19 protein-coding genes and 1 pseudogene are annotated in these 19,296 nt (G+C 41.9%); 9 read left to right on the forward strand and 11 right to left on the reverse strand.

Annotated elements, in window-relative coordinates; genetic code table 11:
- Positions 1-3 precede the first annotated feature (3 nt).
- Together Xbud_RS13255 and Xbud_RS13260 are read right to left on the reverse strand one after the other, a co-directional pair.
- Positions 4-954, reverse strand: a complete 951-nt coding sequence (locus Xbud_RS13255; protein WP_099136506.1) for a Gfo/Idh/MocA family protein — start codon at positions 952-954, stop codon at positions 4-6.
- A gap of 35 nt (positions 955-989) precedes the next feature.
- Positions 990-2,300, reverse strand: a complete 1,311-nt coding sequence (locus Xbud_RS13260) for a nucleotide sugar dehydrogenase (protein ID WP_099136507.1) — start codon at positions 2,298-2,300, stop codon at positions 990-992.
- Between the two features lie 345 nt (positions 2,301-2,645).
- Between Xbud_RS13260 and Xbud_RS13265 the strand changes: the two genes are divergently transcribed.
- Complete coding sequence (locus Xbud_RS13265; protein WP_099136508.1) at positions 2,646-2,888, forward strand: transposase; 243 nt, start codon at positions 2,646-2,648, stop codon at positions 2,886-2,888.
- 387 nt (positions 2,889-3,275) lie between these two features.
- Here Xbud_RS13265 and cpxA read toward each other — a convergent pair whose 3' ends face one another.
- The gene (gene cpxA, locus Xbud_RS13270) at positions 3,276-4,646 is read right to left on the reverse strand and encodes an envelope stress sensor histidine kinase CpxA (protein ID WP_099136509.1); all 1,371 of its coding nucleotides are present in this window, start codon (positions 4,644-4,646) and stop codon (positions 3,276-3,278) included.
- Positions 4,643-5,335 (reverse strand): envelope stress response regulator transcription factor CpxR, encoded by a 693-nt coding sequence (gene cpxR / locus Xbud_RS13275; RefSeq protein WP_047682683.1) that lies wholly within the window; start codon positions 5,333-5,335, stop codon positions 4,643-4,645. Before cpxR ends, cpxA begins: the two co-directional genes overlap by 4 nt.
- Before the next feature lie 153 nt (positions 5,336-5,488).
- Here cpxR and Xbud_RS13280 point away from each other — a divergent pair, with 153 nt between their 5' ends.
- From Xbud_RS13280 to Xbud_RS13300, 5 genes are all read left to right on the forward strand, one after another.
- Positions 5,489-5,974, forward strand: a complete 486-nt coding sequence (locus Xbud_RS13280) for a Spy/CpxP family protein refolding chaperone (protein WP_099136510.1) — start codon at positions 5,489-5,491, stop codon at positions 5,972-5,974.
- A 362-nt stretch (positions 5,975-6,336) separates the two neighbouring features.
- Entirely contained in the window at positions 6,337-6,978 is a 642-nt protein-coding gene (locus Xbud_RS13285) for a lysophospholipid acyltransferase family protein (RefSeq protein ID WP_099136511.1), read from the forward strand.
- A complete protein-coding gene (locus tag Xbud_RS13290; protein ID WP_099136512.1) occupies positions 6,975-7,919 on the forward strand; it encodes a phosphatidate cytidylyltransferase in 945 nt (314 codons plus the stop codon). The genes Xbud_RS13285 and Xbud_RS13290 overlap by 4 nt, the downstream gene beginning before the upstream one ends.
- A 418-nt stretch (positions 7,920-8,337) precedes the next feature.
- On the forward strand, positions 8,338-9,315 hold the full coding sequence (gene pfkA, locus Xbud_RS13295) for a 6-phosphofructokinase (RefSeq protein WP_099136513.1): 978 nt from the start codon (positions 8,338-8,340) through the stop codon (positions 9,313-9,315).
- A 268-nt stretch (positions 9,316-9,583) separates the two neighbouring features.
- Complete coding sequence (locus Xbud_RS13300; protein ID WP_244589955.1) at positions 9,584-10,567, forward strand: sulfate ABC transporter substrate-binding protein; 984 nt, start codon at positions 9,584-9,586, stop codon at positions 10,565-10,567.
- Positions 10,568-10,650: 83 nt separating this feature from the next.
- Here Xbud_RS13300 and tpiA read toward each other — a convergent pair whose 3' ends face one another.
- Both tpiA and Xbud_RS13310 read right to left on the reverse strand, forming a co-directional pair.
- A complete protein-coding gene (tpiA, locus tag Xbud_RS13305) occupies positions 10,651-11,418 on the reverse strand; it encodes a triose-phosphate isomerase (protein WP_099136515.1) in 768 nt (255 codons plus the stop codon).
- A gap of 133 nt (positions 11,419-11,551) precedes the next feature.
- The gene (locus tag Xbud_RS13310; protein ID WP_099136516.1) at positions 11,552-12,172 is read right to left on the reverse strand and encodes a DUF1454 family protein; all 621 of its coding nucleotides are present in this window, start codon (positions 12,170-12,172) and stop codon (positions 11,552-11,554) included.
- A 79-nt stretch (positions 12,173-12,251) separates the two neighbouring features.
- Here Xbud_RS13310 and Xbud_RS13315 point away from each other — a divergent pair, with 79 nt between their 5' ends.
- Complete coding sequence (locus tag Xbud_RS13315; protein WP_099136517.1) at positions 12,252-12,689, forward strand: DUF805 domain-containing protein; 438 nt, start codon at positions 12,252-12,254, stop codon at positions 12,687-12,689.
- A 135-nt stretch (positions 12,690-12,824) separates the two neighbouring features.
- On the opposite strand, the gene fpr is transcribed toward Xbud_RS13315, so the two are convergent.
- Positions 12,825-13,571: a ferredoxin--NADP(+) reductase gene (fpr, locus tag Xbud_RS13320; protein WP_099136518.1), complete on the reverse strand. Its 747-nt coding sequence runs from the start codon at positions 13,569-13,571 to the stop codon at positions 12,825-12,827.
- Between the two features lie 393 nt (positions 13,572-13,964).
- On the opposite strand from fpr, the pseudogene Xbud_RS13325 reads away from it, so the two are divergent.
- Positions 13,965-14,324, forward strand: a pseudogene (locus Xbud_RS13325) (MFS transporter); the annotation flags it as partial.
- 132 nt (positions 14,325-14,456) lie between these two features.
- On the opposite strand, the gene glpK reads toward Xbud_RS13325, so the two are convergent.
- The gene (glpK, locus tag Xbud_RS13330) at positions 14,457-15,980 is read right to left on the reverse strand and encodes a glycerol kinase GlpK (RefSeq protein ID WP_099136519.1); all 1,524 of its coding nucleotides are present in this window, start codon (positions 15,978-15,980) and stop codon (positions 14,457-14,459) included.
- A 62-nt stretch (positions 15,981-16,042) separates the two neighbouring features.
- A complete protein-coding gene (locus Xbud_RS13335) occupies positions 16,043-16,840 on the reverse strand; it encodes an MIP/aquaporin family protein (protein WP_099136520.1) in 798 nt (265 codons plus the stop codon).
- A gap of 323 nt (positions 16,841-17,163) precedes the next feature.
- On the opposite strand from Xbud_RS13335, the gene zapB reads away from it, so the two are divergent.
- Entirely contained in the window at positions 17,164-17,406 is a 243-nt protein-coding gene (gene zapB, locus Xbud_RS13340; protein WP_099136521.1) for a cell division protein ZapB, read from the forward strand.
- 92 nt (positions 17,407-17,498) lie between these two features.
- On the opposite strand, the gene rraA is transcribed toward zapB, so the two are convergent.
- Both rraA and Xbud_RS13350 read right to left on the reverse strand, forming a co-directional pair.
- Positions 17,499-18,008 carry a ribonuclease E activity regulator RraA gene (gene rraA, locus Xbud_RS13345; RefSeq protein WP_099136522.1) on the reverse strand — a complete coding sequence of 170 codons (510 nt, stop codon included), beginning with the start codon at positions 18,006-18,008 and terminating at the stop codon, positions 17,499-17,501.
- A 108-nt stretch (positions 18,009-18,116) separates the two neighbouring features.
- The gene (locus Xbud_RS13350) at positions 18,117-19,034 is read right to left on the reverse strand and encodes a 1,4-dihydroxy-2-naphthoate polyprenyltransferase (RefSeq protein ID WP_099136523.1); all 918 of its coding nucleotides are present in this window, start codon (positions 19,032-19,034) and stop codon (positions 18,117-18,119) included.
- Positions 19,035-19,296: the final 262 nt, after the last annotated feature.

Raw genomic sequence — 19,296 nt, forward strand, 5'->3', positions numbered from 1 at the left:
AAATTATTTAATTAGTTGAGATAAGAATGGATGACCTTCATTAGTGTTAGCTGGTATTGGTTGTGCATTTCTTATCGTATTTACTGTTTCAATACAATGACGTGCATCTTCTAAACCATAGCCACGGCCAGCTAAGATTTCTTTATAGCTAGTAGTATGTAGATCAGTAAACCCTTTAGAAAACTCAATTTCTTCACTATTGATAGTAATTGAACGGAATGTAGTTTGTTTGCCTTTAACGGAATCTGGTAGGTCATAGGCATCTATAGATAAGAACCAGTGAACTCGGGCTTTTTCATATTCAAGGTAACCCGCAGCTTTTTGCTCATCTGCATAATGTAAATGATTTTTTTCTAATCGACCAAAGATAAAATGGAGCATATCGAAGAAGTGAACACCGATATTTGTTGCTACTCCAAATGATTTACGAGGATCACCTTTCCAGCTCTCCATATACCATTTACCGCGAGATGTTATATATGTTAGAACAACATCATACTTATCTTCTTTTTTTTCATTACTAACTTTTTCTTTTAAATCTAAAATGGCTTGATGATGTCTGAGTTGGAGAATGTTATATACTTTTTTTCCAGTTTCTTTTTCTACAAGTTCTAATTCACCAAGTTGCTCAGGTGTTGGAACTAATGGTTTTTCACAAATCACATCACAACCCAAACGAAGACCTGCTGTGATATGAGATAAGTGCAGATAATTTGGGGTACATATTGTGACATAGTTTAATTTTGTTTCAGTCTTTCTTTGCAAACGATATGCATAGTCAGAAAAACGTTCAAATTCTGTAAAGAATTCGCTTTGTGGAGAAATACTATCGATAATACCAACAGAATCATTTATATCATAGGCAACAGATAATTCATTATTTGTTTCTATAATTGCTTTCATATGACGTGGGGCAATATAACCAGCGGCACCAATTAAGGCGAACTTTTTCATAATATAATCCTTTATTCTAAAATTTTAGTATTAAATTAGGCTTTAATTATATTTTCTGAAGCTTCACGGTAAACTCCACGAGTATCAATTAGCAATTTTGCATTATTCTTGATCAAGGAGTAATCGAATTTATCATGATTAGTTGCCAAAATAATTGCATCGAAAGAGGCAATATTATTAGCCATGATTTCCTCACTACTCAAATCGAAGTGATGTTCACGCATAGAAGGAAATTCAGGTACATGAGGATCGCTATATGCTACAGTAGCACCTTTTTCTTGAATCATCTCCATTAGTTCTACAGAGGGAGATTCACGCATGTCATCAACATTTTTCTTATATGCAATTCCTAAGACGAGTATTCTACTATGGTTGAGAGCTTTACCTTGGTTATTTAGGCCATCTATCAATTTATTTAAAACATATTCAGGCATTGCTCGATTAATTTCACCAGATAGCTCGATGAATCTTGTATTAATGCCATATTCACGAGCTTTCCAAGTTAAATAGAATGGGTCAATAGGAATACAATGCCCACCTAAACCTGGACCTGGATAATAAGCAGTGAATCCGAAGGGTTTTGTTGCGGCTGCATCGATAACTTCAAATATATCAATACCCATTTTATCAGCAACAATTTTCATTTCATTAACTAAGCCGATATTAACTGCCCGATGGATATTTTCCAGCAGCTTAGTCATTTCTGCTGCTTTAGTTGAACTTACAGGTACCACTCTATCGATTGCTTTACTATAAATAGATTGGCCTATTTTCAAACATGAACTTGTATGTCCCCCGATAACTTTGGGAATTGTTCTTGTTTCAAAGTTAGGGTTACCAGGGTCTTCACGTTCAGGAGAATAAACTAAGAATATATCTTTTCCGACCTTAAAGCCTTGTGCTTCAATTCGAGGTAACAACTCTTCTTCTGTAGTACCCGGATATGTCGTACTCTCTAATGATAATAATTGTCCTTTGCGTAAAAAAGGTTGAATCATTTTTGTTGTATTAACAATAAAGCTAATATCGGGTTCTCTATACTTATTTAATGGAGTTGGCACACACAAAATAATAACATCACATTCGGAAATTTTAGAAAAATCAATAGTTGCTGTGAAACCTTTTTTCAGCGCATTATTGATCTTTTGAGTAGGAATATGCTCAATATAACTTTGTCCGTTATTTAATTGATTAACTTTCTCTTTATCAATATCAAACCCGATAACATTGTACCCTACTTCATTATAGCGAAGCATTAAGGGTAATCCTACATATCCAAGACCAACAATAGCTACAATAGCAGAAGAATCATTAATTTTTGATTCTAAAATATCAACAACTGACATAAATTAATCCTAAAATCTATAAAATAAAAGTTTTGAAAGACTTGGTGGAATAAAGTTAAATGATAGGCTCAGATAGCATTATTGTGTTGAAGACTATGATATCTAAGCCTAGGCTGTGTCCCTTAATATAATAATATTGATAGAACTCTATTTACCTCCTATCCACTGAGAGCGGGCAGGATGACTACATGTTGAACACCGCCGTGTGATGAATGGGATAGGTACTCTGCTCAAGCGGCTCTATGGCGTGATTTATCTGAGCGTTATGGCTCTTGGAGAGCAGTCTATAACCGATTTAACTGTTGATCAAAATCAGGCATTAGCATACAACGTAAAAATGGTTTCATGAAGCGGCGTGGCAAAGTTGTACTAGCAGATAAAGGTTATTTGGGAGGAAAATTCCGCGATTATTTACGTAAATTGAGAATCAAAAGTATTATTCCATATAAAGTCAATGAAAAAGGCAACACAGATGGTCGTACGCAATTTGATGAACAGGCTTATTGTAACCGCAATGCTTTTGAACTCTGTTTCGGTTTTCTCAAAGAGACTCGGTGTATTGCAATACGTTATGAAAATATTGAGTAGCAGATAATTACTCTTAAACACATCTAAATTAGTTAGTATTTTCGTGCTATTTACTGTATAGGCAGTATTAATCACATATTATTACATTTATAAATTGACAAGATTTGATTGTCGAGTTTTGAAAGGAAATTTTATGGGATTTATTTCTATGCTTGACCAAAGCTACCGCACTAGGTTACGGCTCCCAGAATGCCTATTATTAATCGTGTATTTTTTATCTATTTGATATATAGGTATTTTTTTCTAAATGTAAATAACTATATGAGTAATTTTCATTAACCCGCGACGAGAGTAGATTCTCAATGCCTCAAGGTCAAGTATAATAGTCTTTTTTTTTAAATTATTACATACTGTTATTAACTAAATTTCGGTCAAGACGCCATCTATCTACCTCCCGTGCAACGGTAACCAAATCACCAACCGTAGCCCCCCTAAAGGACTATCTTCTGCCTTCACCCAGCCTCGATGTTGTTCCACTGCGGTTTCAACTATCGCTAGTCCTAGCCCTGTACCGCCTGATTCTCTATCCCTCGCTTCATCTGTCCGATAAAATGGGCGGAAGATATGTTCACGGTCTTCAGGGTTGACTCCAGGGCCATCATCATCAACTGTAATTGTCACGCCATGATTATCAGCTTTAAATGTAACGGCGATATGGTTGCTGGAATAGCGAAGGGCGTTGCGGACAATGTTTTCCAGTGCACTACCAAGTACTGCCGGGTTGCAGTAAATAGTCCAGGAACCAGGGGGAGAAACGATATCCAGCGTTTTGTTCATCTGCTCGACTTCAAATTTGGCATTCTCCAATATGTCATTCCATATCTCGCTGGCTTTGATGTTTTCACGCAGTAGTTCATTTTTATGCTGGTTGCGGGAAAGTATTAAAAGGTCATTAATCATGCCATCCAAGCGCTGGGTTTCTGTTTCAATGCGCTCCAGTTCTTTGCTTTCTCCATGGCGGCGGCGTAGTAATGCTGTCGCAAGTTGTAAACGGGTAAGGGGGGTGCGTAATTCGTGCGAAATATCGGATATTAGCCGTTGTTGGGCGGTTACCATTCTTTCTAATGCACTAATCATCTGGTTGAAGCTGCTGCCAGCAGCCAGAAATTCTTGTGGGCCTGACTCCAGCTCAGGATGCTGTCTTAAGTTACCTTTTGCCACTTCATCTGCCGCGTTTTTTAACTTACGGGCAGGTTTTGCTAAACTCCATGCCAGCCATAGGAGTAGAGGTGCACTTATTAACATGGTCGCCGCAGGTAGCAGGAAAGGGCGATCAAACATCAAATTAATAAAATCTGATTGTGGACTGCCTGCTGGCCGAAGCTGGTAGAGGTGATAATAATCTCCGCCATCACGTATTGAAAATGGCCCAAGTATTTCTATACGACCATATTTTTTCTTTTTAGGATGGTCTGTATTGTCAGATTGGCCGAGGAAATTGCGAACAACCTGCATAAAATTTTTCTCATGACCAACGACACGCCCTTCAGCAGTAGCGAGATATAAGAATTGATCTGGTGGTGCCCATTGGGCAATGGCACGATCTAGCCTTAGCCACCAGAATAGATCATTGGGTGGATAGCGAGTTAATTCTTCTCCAATATGTCTGGCTATCTGGTTGCCTTGTTGATATTCACTGTCTAATAGTGGGGTTAATTGCCTTGAATCCAGTTTAGGCACCATTAGCGCGACCATCAAAACGAGCGCCAGCGTTAGCCAGAAAATGGCAAATATGCGGGCTGTTAGGCTATTGATCATTTCGCTGAAACCATTAAATATCCGCGTCCACGTAACGTTTTAAACCAAGGTAATTCATCAGTCCGGTTGGGTAATTTACGACGAAGGTTAGAAATATGCATGTCTATGGCTCTGTCAAAAGGTGTTAGTCGTTTTCCTAATACTTCTTGACTTAAATGTTCACGGGAAACAACTTGCCCCAAATGTTGAGCCAGTAAGTAGAGAAGTGTGAATTCTGTTCCGGTTAAATCCAGAATATTGCCATCGAAGCTGGCTTCCTGGCGCCCTGGATTGAGTTGCAGTTTATCGACTTCGAGCACAGGTGTACCGTTGTCAGCTTGTTGTTCGTTCCAGTTGGAACGACGCAAAATCGCACGTATACGGGCTACCAGTTCACGATCGTTAAAAGGCTTAGGTAAGTAATCATCTGCTCCCAATTCTAGCCCCAGAACGCGGTCTAAATCGCTTCCTCGAGCCGTTAACATAATAACGGGAGTTTGGTGGTATTGACGTAGCTCCTTCAATGTCTCGATGCCGTTTTTGCGTGGCATCATGATATCCAGTAGTAATAGGTCAATTGAAGAATCGATAAATTGTAATGCCTGTTCACCATCATGGGCGATCACTACACTGAATCCTTCCATTTCTAGTAGTTCTTTTAACAAAGATGTTAGTTCGCGGTCATCATCAACTAATAATATCTTATGCATTCATTATTCCTCCAAGAGCAAAATACGATAACAAATTTTGCTATTCCATGACTTTACGTACTTTTACATGCTCTGACGCTAGTTTGCAGCCATAAGGCTATATTACCTGCACTGAATCGAATAGTGCTATTCGATAAAGCGAGGAATTATTAAATGCGTAAAATAGCAACATTAGCTTTAGCGTCAATGTCTGTGTTTGGAACGGCAATGGCCTTAGCTGAAATTGCTGATGCGTATAATGCCTCCGAGGCTGATTCCTCGCTGTTTTGCCTGCCATACGACAAGGGTGATTCTGGTTATTACCAACGTAACTATAACTATAGTTGTGTCTTTGGGGGAATTACATTAACTGAACAGCAACGACAGCAGATGTGGGATTTAGTCAAAAAACGGCATCTGCATGATCAAGTAAGGGCAGACATACAGGCAGAGCGTTGGAAGATGTATGATCTTCTGACTGCAAAGAATTTTGATGAAGCTGCGGTAAGAACGCAGCTTGAAAAAGTAGCAAAGCAGAATATTGATCTCAGTGTAGAAATTGCGCGTATTCGTCATCAAATGTATCAATTGCTGACATCGGAGCAAGAAGAACAGCTCCAAAAGTGTTATAAAGCGCGAATTATCCGGGAGTTAAATTGATTCTGTTATATCTATGTGACGTGAAGTAACATCAATAACGATTTTCCTTGCCATAGACACCATCCCTGTCTTTCAGCCCCCGAGCGGGGCTTTTTTTTGTCTTCACATAGGGTATATCATAAGTTGTTTTCCTACTGACAACTTATGAGAAATTGTTTGCGGATTTACTGGATTTATTTGAATTTATTAGCTGTTTACGCATCATGTATAGGCTATCTAAAGCGCTGTCATACCTGAATAAGCTATAGGCCTGTTGTTATCTCAAACAATCTTGATTATCTTACCTTCTTGCAAGCCATTAATTAAAAAAATCTTATCACTGTTACTCTACATAAAAATAAATAGGGATAGGGATACCCTGTATGAAAAAAACTCATAAAATTAGCTTCCTGTCAAAATGCATGGGGGCGATGTTGTCGGGCCTATGTCGTATCTTGACTGGTGTGCGGGTGCGATGGATAGGTTGCCAACCTTCGACCAAAAGTCGTATTTATTATGCTAATCACACCAGCCACCTTGACGGATTAGTAATTTGGTCCGGGCTTCCTTCGGCGTTGCGTCATCTGGTTCATCCAGTTGCGGCCCGTGATTATTGGGATAAAACCCGTCTACGTCGCTATCTGATGTATAAGATATTTTGTGCAGTTTTAATCGAGCGCCAAGGTGAGAATACTCACAAAGAAGAAGTTCTTGCGCCGTTGGAGGGAATTCTGGCGCGAAGAGAATCTTTGATTTTCTTTCCAGAAGGGACTCGCGGAGATGGTGAACAAATCAATCCATTCAAGAGTGGCTTGTATTATTTGGCCCGTAAGTATCCTGATGCTGAACTCGTTCCGGTTTATCTGGAAAATTTAAATCGCGTTTTACCAAAGGGAAAGATATTGCTGGTGCCAATTATTTGTTCGGCCAGATTCGGTCAGCCATTAGATAAATTGGTTGAGAATGAAAGTAAAGCCGCATTCTTGCAACGTGCCCAGGCTGCATTGGAGGAGTTAGTGTTATGACGGGGTTAGGCTATAATTTGATGCTGTTGTTTGGCGGTATATTTGGTGCATTAATTATTGCCAGCGTAATTGGTGGGGTTTTGTCATTCCATTATGCGGGGGAAAAGCATAATGCGACTATCGATAACCTGAATGCCCGTATTCGTGGCTGGTGGATGATGTGTATCGTCTGTGTACTGGCTGTGGTTGTTGGGCCTGTCGGGTCAGTTATATTATTTGCTGTTATGTCTTTTTTTGCCCTGCGCGAATTTATCACTTTAACTCCGACTCGCCGTAGTGACCATGAAGCTTTATTCTGGTGCTTCTTCTGCTTTATACCTGTGCAGTATGTTTTGGTGGGCATGGAATGGTATGAGCTGTTTTCAGTATTTATCCCTGTTTACGTATTTCTGTTTTTACCTGCCCGCATTGCTGTGGTCGGTGATACCACTCGTTTTCTGGAGCGCACCGCAAAAATTCAGTGGGGTATGTTGGTCACTGTATTTGCCATTAGTCATGCGCCCGCTTTGTTGATGTTGGATATTCCTGAGTATCAAGGTCAAAATATTGAGTTGTTGTTGTTCCTGATGATCGTGGTGCAGATGTCCGATGTTTGGCAGTACGTGTTCGGGAAATTATTTGGTAAGCGGCCAATTGTGCCGAAATTAAGCCCCAAAAAAACGGTTGAAGGGTTTATTGGCGGCATTTTGGCTTCGGTATTGCTGGGGATGTCACTGTATTGGGTGACGCCATTTTCTCCGTGGGAAGCCGGACTGATGTCATTGGCTATTACACTGATGGGATTTATTGGTGGGTTATGTATGTCTGCAATTAAGCGTGACAGCGGAGTGAAAGACTTCGGTGAAATTATTGAAGGTCACGGAGGTATGCTGGATAGAATCGATTCTCTTTGTTTCTCTGCTCCTATCTTTTTCCATCTAACGCGCTATTTTTATACCTGAAATAGACCATCCTGAATCATCCTAAGGGCTGTCGCCGATAAACATAAATTATGATTTATTGTTCAGTATTGCTGCATTGGCTGCGACAGTACTGGACTGTGTATTGTTGATTGAAAAAATTTTTGCGTGATAAGTGTTTCAGTGCCGATATTATTATTCACCAGGATCCTTGCCTATTGTGCCAGTGGCACGTAAAAATTGTTGGGATTGATGGGAGAATTTATTCATAATCAAAAAATCGTCAAAAAGTAGACAAAATATTAATGCAGACTGAGTGTTTTTCCGTATCATGGGCGCTGTTGAATCAATTCAGCTATTGAAGTGACAATCAGGTTTGGTAAAACCACCATAAATCTTCCCGTCAGGGAAGGCAGTCAGCAGATTGGCAAATATTACACCTATAAAATCAGAGGTCATCATGATCAACAAGATTAAAAGAATCGGAGTCTTAACGAGTGGCGGAGATGCTCCGGGTATGAACGCCGCTATTCGTGGAGTTGTTCGGGCCGCTTTAACCGATGGGTTAGAAGTTTATGGTATTTATGATGGCTATCTGGGGTTGTATGAAAATAGGATGAAGAAGCTCGATCGTTTTAGCGTTTCCGATATGATTAATCGTGGTGGAACGTTTTTAGGATCAGCGCGTTTTCCTGAGTTCAGAGATGATAAGGTGCGGGAAATTGCTATAGAAAACATGCGTAAAAGTGAAATTGATGCGCTGGTGGTGATTGGTGGTGATGGTTCTTATCTGGGAGCGAAAAAGCTGACTGAGGCAGGTTTTCCATGTATCGGTCTGCCCGGTACGATCGACAATGATGTGGCGGGAACAGATTATACTATCGGTTATTTTACGGCACTGGAGACGATTGTTGAAGCTATTGATCGTCTGCGCGATACCTCAACTTCCCACAAACGTATCTCTATTGTTGAGGTAATGGGGCGCTATTGTGGTGATCTGACACTATCCGCAGCGATTGCTGGTGGATGTGAGTTTATTGTCCTGCCTGAACGTGAAGTTCCTTTTGATCGTGAAGAATTGTTAGCAGAAATTAAAGTCGGCATCCAGAAAGGCAAGCGTCATGCCATTGTCGCTATTACTGAATATGTTTGTGATGTAGATGAGCTGGCAAAATATATAGAAACAGAAACACGCCATGAAACTCGGGCAACGGTATTAGGGCATATTCAGCGTGGCGGTGCGCCAGTGGCTTATGACCGCATTCTGGCATCACGTATGGGTGCTTATTCTGTCCAGTTGTTACTGGAGGGTTATGGAGGCCGCTGTGTTGGTATCCAGAATGAGAAACTTGTCCATCATGATATTATTGATGCGGTGCAAAATATGCAGCGTATCTTCAAGAAAGATTGGCTGGAAACAGCGAAAAAACTCTACTGACTCCGGCTGTTCTTCTTCCTTACTAATAAGTTCATTTTTCAGATACAGCCATATGATGTCTATATGGCTGTTCTTTTTGTTAGTTCGTCATATTCCTGTTGTGAATAAGTGGAAATTTTAAATTATTTCTGCGTCAGAACGCTTTCTGTCAGTTTTTATGGAGAAGATCATAAATAATTTAGGAGAGCATTTTACGATGATTACGCAATGGGAGGTTATGAAATGGAAGATAATGAACTGGAGCACGAAAAGGTATTCTGCCCTGATAATGTTATTGCTGATCATGCTGACAGGAGGAGAGTCGTGGGCGAAAGATGTGCAACTCTTGAATGTTTCTTATGATCCGACGCGTGAGTTGTATCAGCAATATAATCAGGCATTCAGTCAATATTGGCAGCAGAAAACCGGGAAACAGGTGACGATCCGACAATCGCATGGCGGTTCAGGCAAGCAGGCAACTTCAGTGATTAATGGACTTAAGGCAGATGTCGTGACATTGGCGTTAGCATATGATGTGGATGCGATCGCAGAGCGCGGCAGCATTGCCAAAAACTGGCTCCAGCGTTTACCGGATAATTCCGCGCCTTACACATCAACGATTGTTTTTCTGGTGAGAAAGGGGAATCCCAAACAGATTAAAGATTGGTCAGACTTGATCCGTCCTGATGTTTCTGTTGTAACACCGAATCCCAAAACATCCGGTGGTGCACGTTGGAACTATCTGGCTGCCTGGGGATATAGCTTGGTGCACAACAATCAGGATCAAGCTAAGGCAAAGGTGTTTGTGAAAGCGTTGTATAAAAATGTTGAAGTATTGGATTCTGGTGCTCGTGGAGCAACCAATACTTTTGTTGAACGCGGGATCGGCGATGTACTGATTGCATGGGAAAATGAAGCATTGCTGGCGATTAATGCTTTAGATAAGGAAGGTAAAGGAAAATTCGAAATTATCACTCCAGGCATTTCTATTCTGGCAGAGCCAACGGTGGCTGTTGTCGATAAAGTCGTTGATAAACGGGGTACACGCGAATTGGCAACTGAATATCTGAAATACCTTTATTCACCGATTGGACAGGAAATTGCCGCAAAAAATTATTATCGTCCCCGCGATAAAGCCATTGCAGAAAAGTACCGTACTGTTTTTCCTGAGTTGAAATTATTCACAATTGATGAGGTATTTGGTGGCTGGAAAAAAGCACAGAAGGAGCATTTTGTTACTGGTGGCATATTTGATGAGATTATCCGGCGCTAATAATGGTTAGAAGAAGTAAAATTGGAAGAATAACCGCTACCAGATAACTTGGTGGCGGTTATTTTGTAACTGTTTGAGGCGTATTATGCCTTTTTCGCTTCCGCAGCTGCTTTCACGATAATAGCAAAAGCATCAGCTTTCAGTGATGCACCACCAACCAGAGCACCGTCGATATCTGGTTGGGTAAACAATTCAGCCGCGTTGCCAGCATTAACAGAGCCGCCGTATTGGATGATAACTTGCTCAGCAATGGCTGCATCTTGTTTAGCGATGTGGTCACGAATGAATTTATGGACAGCTTGGGCTTGCGCAGGTGTTGCTGATTTGCCGGTTCCGATTGCCCAAACTGGCTCGTAAGCAATAACTGTACCTTCGAAAGCTTCTGCTCCCAATGTGTTAAGAACAGCATCAATTTGGCGTGCACATACTGCTTCAGTCTGGCCAGCCTCGTTTTCTTGTTCGGTTTCACCAATGCACAGAACCGGGATAACACCTTGTTCTTTCAGGACAGCAAATTTTTTTGCAATGAACTCATCGCTTTCTTTGTGGTAAGTGCGGCGTTCAGAGTGGCCGATGATAATATATTTTGCGCCCACATCTTTCAGCATTTCTGCGGATGTTTCGCCTGTGAATGCACCAGAAAGATTAACGCCAACATCTTGTGCACCCAGAGCGATACGGCTGCCGGCCAGTGCATTTTTTGCCAGAGAAACATACACAGTTGGTGGTGCGATAGCGACGTCACAGCCGTCAACGTTGCTCAATTCTTTACGCAGGCCTGCAATCAGGTCGTTAACCATGTGGGTACTGCCATTGAGCTTCCAGTTACCCATAACTAATGGATGTCGCATATTTTTTCCCTCCAACCAGAAAATAATTAAATTGCGAACTGAATTAATATTCTTCAATGAATGGTTTCATACCATTTAAGTGGAAGGCCGACAGTATAAAGATCATCGGCCAGAATAGCTCTGCGCTATGTCACTAATTTTCATTTACTGGCACGTCAGATAGCGATAGCTTAATCGGTTCAATAGCGAAGGTCATTATATTTTCGCTGCTGTTTACGATAATATAGCGTATTGCTCCCATTTTCCGACTGTAAAATGACTGCTTTTCTGCCATCTTAAGAAATTTCTCCATTTGCTCTTTAATTTGTTCTGGAGAAAGTGTTGGTTCAAATTGGCCGATCAGGGCAACGATATACTGTTTGGTCAGCAAAAGGTTCTGTTCTTTTTCCTGCTCATTTTGGGATGGCAGTAATGTAATTTGCAGGCTTTTGATTTTCTCATTACCTCTCTCCAGCACGGCTGAGGAGTAGATTTTTTCATTGATTTTACTGGCGGCGCGGATAAAAGGCAGTGATATATCTTTGCTCGCAATGACCTTATATTCATGCAGAAGAGTTTCAGGGTGTTTTTTATTGTATTTTTCCCGGAATGTCGGGATGGTATCTTCAAAAGCCGGGGAATCTGGCAAGAGATACATTAGTTGCGGGCGTATATCTGATGTGACAGAAGGCTCACCCGCAGCGGTTGAGAATGGTAAACCGATGCCAAAAGCGATTAATATTGTCACCAGAAGTTTATTTATGCCTGTTTTCATGTTGTTACTCGCCGAGTGTCAAGCGCGGAAATAAAGTGTAAATAGCAGAAAAACAGCATCCACAATTGGAAAAGAGTACATGACATTACAACAATGGGGATTCTCATTCAAAGGTCGCATTGGGCGACGGGAATTTTGGGTCGGAATCGGTATCTGCTTCGCTCTGATTTTTATACTCCTGACTCTGCATGGAATGAATGTTCTCCCCATGAATTATGCAGCGGTAGGCACGGCCTTGATATTGTATCCGACAGCAGCAATTTTTTCGAAACGTCTGCATGACCGCAATAAACGTGGTGGATGGACGTTACTGCCAGCATTGGCCTGGGTGTTGCTTTCCCTTGATTGGAGCGCAATGGCACCGATCTGGCAATGGGGGATTGGCCGTTTTATTCCGACACTGATTTTTGTCATGATTATACTGGATTGTGGTGTATTTCGTGGAACAAAAGGGCCAAACCGTTTTGGCGAATCGGCAGAAAGAGTTGATCACATTTCTGCTGACAATCCGGTATAAAAACGTTGATTAACTGTATATATCTAATAAATTTATATACCTAACAGATTTCAAGATACCGCCAATAAAGCGGTGTCTTGAAAGATGAAGTTCATTGAAGTAAAGGTTATAAGAAGTAAAGGTCATGGTTGTTTGTTACCAGTATTGTTCGCTGGTAACATGGCCCGGTTTACGGCGCAGGTGTTTTTCCATGCCGCGTTGTTCTTTCAGTAGTTGCCGGGTATCTCTGACCATTTGAGGGTTTCCGCACAGCATCACGTGGCTATTTTCTGCCTGCATTGATAAACCGACCGCTGCTTCCATTTCACCATTTTCAATGAGTGCCGGGATCCGCCCCGTCAATGAATTCTGGCATTTTTCCCGACTGACGATAGTTTGGATCCGCAGTTTTCCCTGAAAAGATTTCTCTAATTGCTGCATGAGTGGTAAATAACTTAAGTCCTGCCCCAGCCTGACGGCATGCACCAGAACGATATTTTCAAATCGCCCCAAATCATTCCCTTGTTGAAGAATAGAAAGGTAAGGCCCGATGGCTGTCCCGGTCGAGAGCATCCATAGGTTTTGGCAGTCAGGAATTTCATCAAGGATAAAAAAACCTGCTGCTTGTTCTGTGACCAGTAATTCATCACCTTTCTGCAAGGCAGCAAGTCGCGGACTGAGCTTTCCTTCCGGCACGGTGACTAAATAAAACTCAAGATTATCGTTATTGGGAGAATTGACGTAAGAATAAGCCCGTTGAATGCGCTCCCCTTCAACTTCGAGAGCAAGTTTTGCAAATTGGCCCGCAGTGAATTTTTCTATTGGTGCACATAGCTTGATACTGAATAGTGAGTCTGTCCAATTGATTATGTCGGTGACTTTTCCTGTAACCCAGTTTGCCATTGCATTTAGCCTCTCTACACGATACTGAGTGAATAACAATACGGAGTGAATAGATGGAGTGAACTGGCGCTCCTTTGGCGAGATTTTACGTGATTGAGAGAAATAGCCTTATCGATTACGTGTTACAGTCTAATTGACTATGTTTTTGCTATATTATCGAGGTTATATGTACACTTTTATTGATATTTATGGAGAATATGACTGTCATTTTTTCATCTTATAAAATTGTATACTACTAAGAAAAAATATAAATTGACTGGGAAAATTCAATCTAATGAAGTCAGTAAGTCAAGTTTGCTTATTAACAACCTGGAGGCTTTGTTATTGCTGTTATTCCTTAAATGAAACCGGGTACACGTGTATTTTGTTTAAATAACATTGTATGTGAATGCGATGAGAAAAATAGTACATTTTAATTTATTGCTGATGTTAATTGCGTTGGCCGCTGTCGGGCAGATGACCCAGACAATTTATGTTCCAGTTATTGCAGATATGGCGAATCACTTCGGGAAACCTGCGGGTGAAGTACAGCGTGTCATGGCGGCGTACTTATTCTCTTATGGGCTCTCACAGCTCATTTATGGACCATTATCGGATAAAATTGGCCGTCGTCCGGTTATTTTGACAGGAATGTCAATTTTTCTGGTTGCCACAACTTGTGCACTGTTTTCCGCCAGTTTATTGGTACTGGTAATAGCCAGTGTATTTCAAGGCTTGGGTACGGGGGTTGGAACATACAGTCGGATAAAGCCGGGTAGCATCGGCAGGCAACAAATATCAAGGTTAAAAAGCTCTGACAGAGCCGTACTGTCATGTCAGAAGTACGGCAATGTCAGAGTTTCATGTTTCAGTGCGGGATTTATTTCACCTTGAAGGTTTGTTTTTTTAAGCGCGATCTTCCCATTCTTGAGCGCGGGCAACTGCTTTTTTCCAACCGTTGTATTTGTGATTACGTTCTGTAGTTTCAATACTTGGACGGAATTCTTTTTCGATGGTTGCCTTACTCTTGACTTCGTCAAGATCTCTCCAGAAACCGACGGCTAAACCAGCAAGGAAAGCGGCACCTAGAGCTGTGCTTTCGCGTATTTCAGGGCGCTCGACACGTGTGCCGAGGATGTCAGATTGGAATTGCATCAAGAAGTTATTGGCAACCGCACCACCGTCTACGCGCAGTGCTTGCAGGCGTGTACCAGAATCGGCCTGCATTGCATCCAATACATCACGGGTTTGGTAAGCAATGGATTCGAGTGTGGCACGAATAATATGGTTGCTGTTTACTCCACGAGTCAGGCCGAAAATGGCACCACGGGCGTAAGGATCCCAATAAGGTGCTGCAAGACCGGTAAAAGCCGGAACAACATAAACGCCATTACTGTCTTTTACTTTTTTGGCGAAGTATTCGGAATCTGCTGCATCTGCAATAAGTTTCAGTTCATCACGCAGCCACTGAATAGACGCACCGCCTACGAATACTGCTCCTTCCAGCGCATAGTTGACTTCACCTCGTGGCCCACAGGCGATGGTAGTCAGTAGACCATGATTGGAGCGGACGGCATCGGTTCCCGTGTTCATCAGCAGGAAGCAGCCTGTGCCATAAGTGTTTTTTGCCATGCCAGGATGGACGCATAACTGGCCATAGAGCGCAGCTTGTTGATCTCCTGCGATTCCGGCGATAGGAATACGCGTACCGCCTTTACCACCGATGTTGGTCTGACCATAAATTTCCGAAGACGTTGCAACTTTTGGCAACATAACGCGAGGAATACCTAGCTCATCAAGGATTTTCTGATCCCAGTCTAGATTATGAATGTTGAACAGCATGGTACGGGAAGCGTTGGTGTAATCAGTGACATGCACGCGACCTTGCGTCATTTTCCAAACCAACCAAGTGTCAACTGTGCCGAATAACAGTTCGCCATTTTCAGCACGCAGGCGGACACCTTCAATATTGTCCAGGATCCATTTTATTTTTGTGCTGGAAAAATAGGGATCGATCACCAGACCAGTGTTATGACGGATATATTCTTCCAGACCCTCTTTTTTCTTCAGTTTGGTACAAATATCTGCTGTTCGGCGACATTGCCATACAATGGCATTGTAAACAGGTTTACCCGTCTCTTTTTCCCAGACGATAGTTGTTTCTCGTTGATTAGTGATACCAATACTGGCAATTTGATCTGTGCGGATATCTGCTTTTGCCAGCACTTCGACCAATGTTGAGCTTTGGCTGGCCCAGATCTCCATTGGATCGTGCTCTACCCAACCTGGCTTAGGGTATATTTGTGGAAATTCACGTTGTGAAATACAGACAATATTAGCGTCGTGATCAAGCACTACTGCCCGTGAACTGGTTGTCCCCTGATCCAAAGCAACGATATATTTTTTATCCGTCATATTTTCTGTTGTCATAACTATAACCTGGTCTTATTCAATAATTTTTTATCTGTTATCATCTGTCAAGGATAGCAAAACTAGGCTCCACGGGGTAAATGGCGGGTAATCAGTTTGCGGTAACCAAATGCACCCAGAATTGCACCAACAATGGGGGCTACCAGCGGAACAAGGAAATAAGGGATGTCCCGTCCACCAGTCAGAGCAATATTTCCCCATCCGGCTAAATAAGCAATTAATTTAGGGCCGAAATCACGAGCGGGATTTAGGGCAAATCCGGTCAAGGGACCAAAAGAGCCACCGATAACAGCAATCAAAATACCGATAATCAGTGGTGCCAAAGGGCCACGTGGAATGCCATTGCCATCGTCTGTTAGTGCCAGAATCAGGCAAAGCAAAACAGCCGCGATGATAACTTCAACAATAAATGCATGGAATACGGAAATTTGTGATGCAGGGTAAGTGGAAAATACTCCAGCCGTGAAAAGACTTTCTTGTGATCCACGAATAATGTTGTGAACTTGCTCATAATCAAGGAAAAGGTTGTAATACATCATATAGACGATAGCTGCGGCGACAAAACCGCCTAACATTTGGGCAATGATGTAAGGAAGTACTTTTTTTCTGTCAAAACTGGCAAATAGGCATAGAGCAATGGTTACTGCTGGATTCAGGTGTGCACCAGAAATTCCGGCAGTAAGGTAAACAGCCAAGGCAACACCAAAGCCCCAGATGATGCTGATTTCCCATAGACCCAGTTGCGCTCCTGCAAGACGGGCAGCAGCAACACAGCCTAAGCCGAAGAAAACAAGCAATGCAGTACCCAGAAATTCTGAAATACATTGACCTGATAATGTTGGAGTGGTGGTCTGACTCATTTCTATATCCTATAAAAAGTACAGAGAGGAGATTAATTATTAGTCCTTTCTTGCTGCGTTCTGGCTACGCAGAGAAAGGTGATGTGAATTTATCGTTAATGAGCGGAAACGAGAAATAGCGAAATTAAAATCTGCGTGTTGCGTCAACAAAATGAGCGAATTCGCATTTAATTGTGGTTTTATTGATCGTTGAAATGTGATCTTATATCCATTTAGGATTAGTCACTATATTTCTCGCTATACCACATATTGGAAGTATGAAACTAGACAGTCGTTAACAGGCTAAATACAATCAAGGCATTGCTTATAAGAGGGGCTCGAGAATGTCATTTGAAGTTTTTGAAAAGCTAGAATCTAAAGTTCAGCAGGCAATTGATACCATCACTTTGCTGCAAATGGAAATTGAAGAATTAAAAGAAAAGAACGCAGCGTTATCTCAGAATGTCCAAAATGTGACAGATAGCCGTGATTCGCTGGTACATGAAAATGAACAGCTCAAACAAGAACAATCAGCATGGCAAGATCGCTTACGTACCTTGTTGGGTAAGATGGAAGATGTGCAGTAAGGTATCCGATAGTTTTGCGGAAAAAGGGCGATAACTGCGCCCTTTTTTATGTATCGTGGAGATTAATGGTAGAGCTATGGTTTATCCGGATATTACATTTCATCATCGTCGCTATCGTCATCCATCTCCAGCGGAACTTCTGATAGGATCATCCCTGTATTATCTGCATAAAGATAATCGCCGGAAAAGAAAGTGACTCCACCAAAATTCACCCTGATATCACTTTCTCCGATGCCTTCGCTGTTGGAGCCAGCAGGAATAGCAGCCATTGCCTGAACGCCAATATCGAGTTCAGCAAGGTGATCTACCTGACGCACGGCGCCGTAGACGACGATACCTTCCCATTCGTTATTGACAGCAAGTTGAGCCAGCTCGGCATCGACAAGAGCCTTGCGTACCGATCCACCACCATCGACGAGCAAAATGCGTCCACGTCCGTGCTCTTCCAGTAAATCATAAAGCAATCCATTGTCTTCAAAGCATTTCACCGTGATGATTTGACCACCAAATGAAGTACGCCCACCAAAGTTGGAAAATAATGGCTCTACCACGTTTACATCTTCTTGATAGATCTCACAAAGTTCGGAAGTATCATATTTCATGGGATTTACGTCTGGTTTATGCAAGGAACGGACAGTATATCCTTTTAAGGCCAGTGTTGGCAAAATCATCAATCTTAAAACGTGTGTATAAAATTGATACGTACTCGCCTAATTAAGTATCAACCCAATGGAAAACAGGATGTTAGTCAATAACGCAGCCTTGACCATTTGTACCAGCTTGGGGCGCATACCTTCGGCAGTTGGATCGCGCAGTACCTGTAACATATGCTGCAATAACAAGGGGAAAGCAAGCAAAAATAACCAATTATACCCGTTGTTTAGATACAAGAGAGTAAAGATGACAAAGCAGAGCATGGCACTTGTAAGCAGTGCTGCATGATAGTAGCGGGCTTTTTTTCCACCTAGCCTGACCGCTAGTGTATTTTTACCGTTTTGGTGATCTGTTTCGATATCACGTAAATTATTAATATTCAACACTGCTACGGAGAGTAAACCACAGGCCGTTGCGGGCAGAACGGTATCCAGAGAAAAAGTATTGGCTTGCAGATAGTAAGTACCAAGGACACTGAGCCAACCAAAGAAAATAAGGACGGAAAGGTCACCCAACCCCATATAACCATACGGTTTAGCGCCTACTGTATAAGTAATCGCAGCGATGATCGCCAGTAAGCCCAGACCCAGAAAACCGATAATATCGCTTGGGCTATGACAGGCAACGATGATGAGAGAAATGCCTGACAAACAAGAGAGCAACACGGTAATTTTCAATGCGGCTTTCATTTGTTGTGCTGTGATCAAGCCTTTTTGCATACCACGCATTGGGCCGATGCGTTTTTCTGTATCACTACCTTTGGTGACATCACCATAATCATTGGCAAGATTGGACAGAATTTGTAGCAGAGAGGCGGTTAATAAGGCCAGTAACGCCACCGACCATTTGAAATGACCCGCCCATGATGCAAGGGCAGATCCGGTCATAATGGCTGCTACGGCAAGTGGAAGAGTTTTGAGGCGTAAGCTTTCCAGCCATGCCTGTATCTGATTGCCTGTTGTTATTGAACTCATATTGATATCAAACATTTCAGTGTAATAGATTTTGGTTTAAGAAAAAGAGAAATGGGAGGCAAGTCAGTCTCCTATTCCGGGTTTCTGGCGGGTTGTCCTCGCCTTGCAGGAGAAACATATAATCCCCCCGATGATAATGGTGCTTATAACTCTAGATAAAATAACCTCACCTCAGCAAATTTGTTCAGGAGCGAGTGCAAATATCGCGGCCCACCAGAATAAATCCAGTACGGCACACACGCCAGCAAAATTAAAAGGCAGA

Source organism: Xenorhabdus budapestensis, from assembly GCF_002632465.1.
In the GTDB taxonomy this organism is placed as follows: domain Bacteria; phylum Pseudomonadota; class Gammaproteobacteria; order Enterobacterales; family Enterobacteriaceae; genus Xenorhabdus; species Xenorhabdus budapestensis.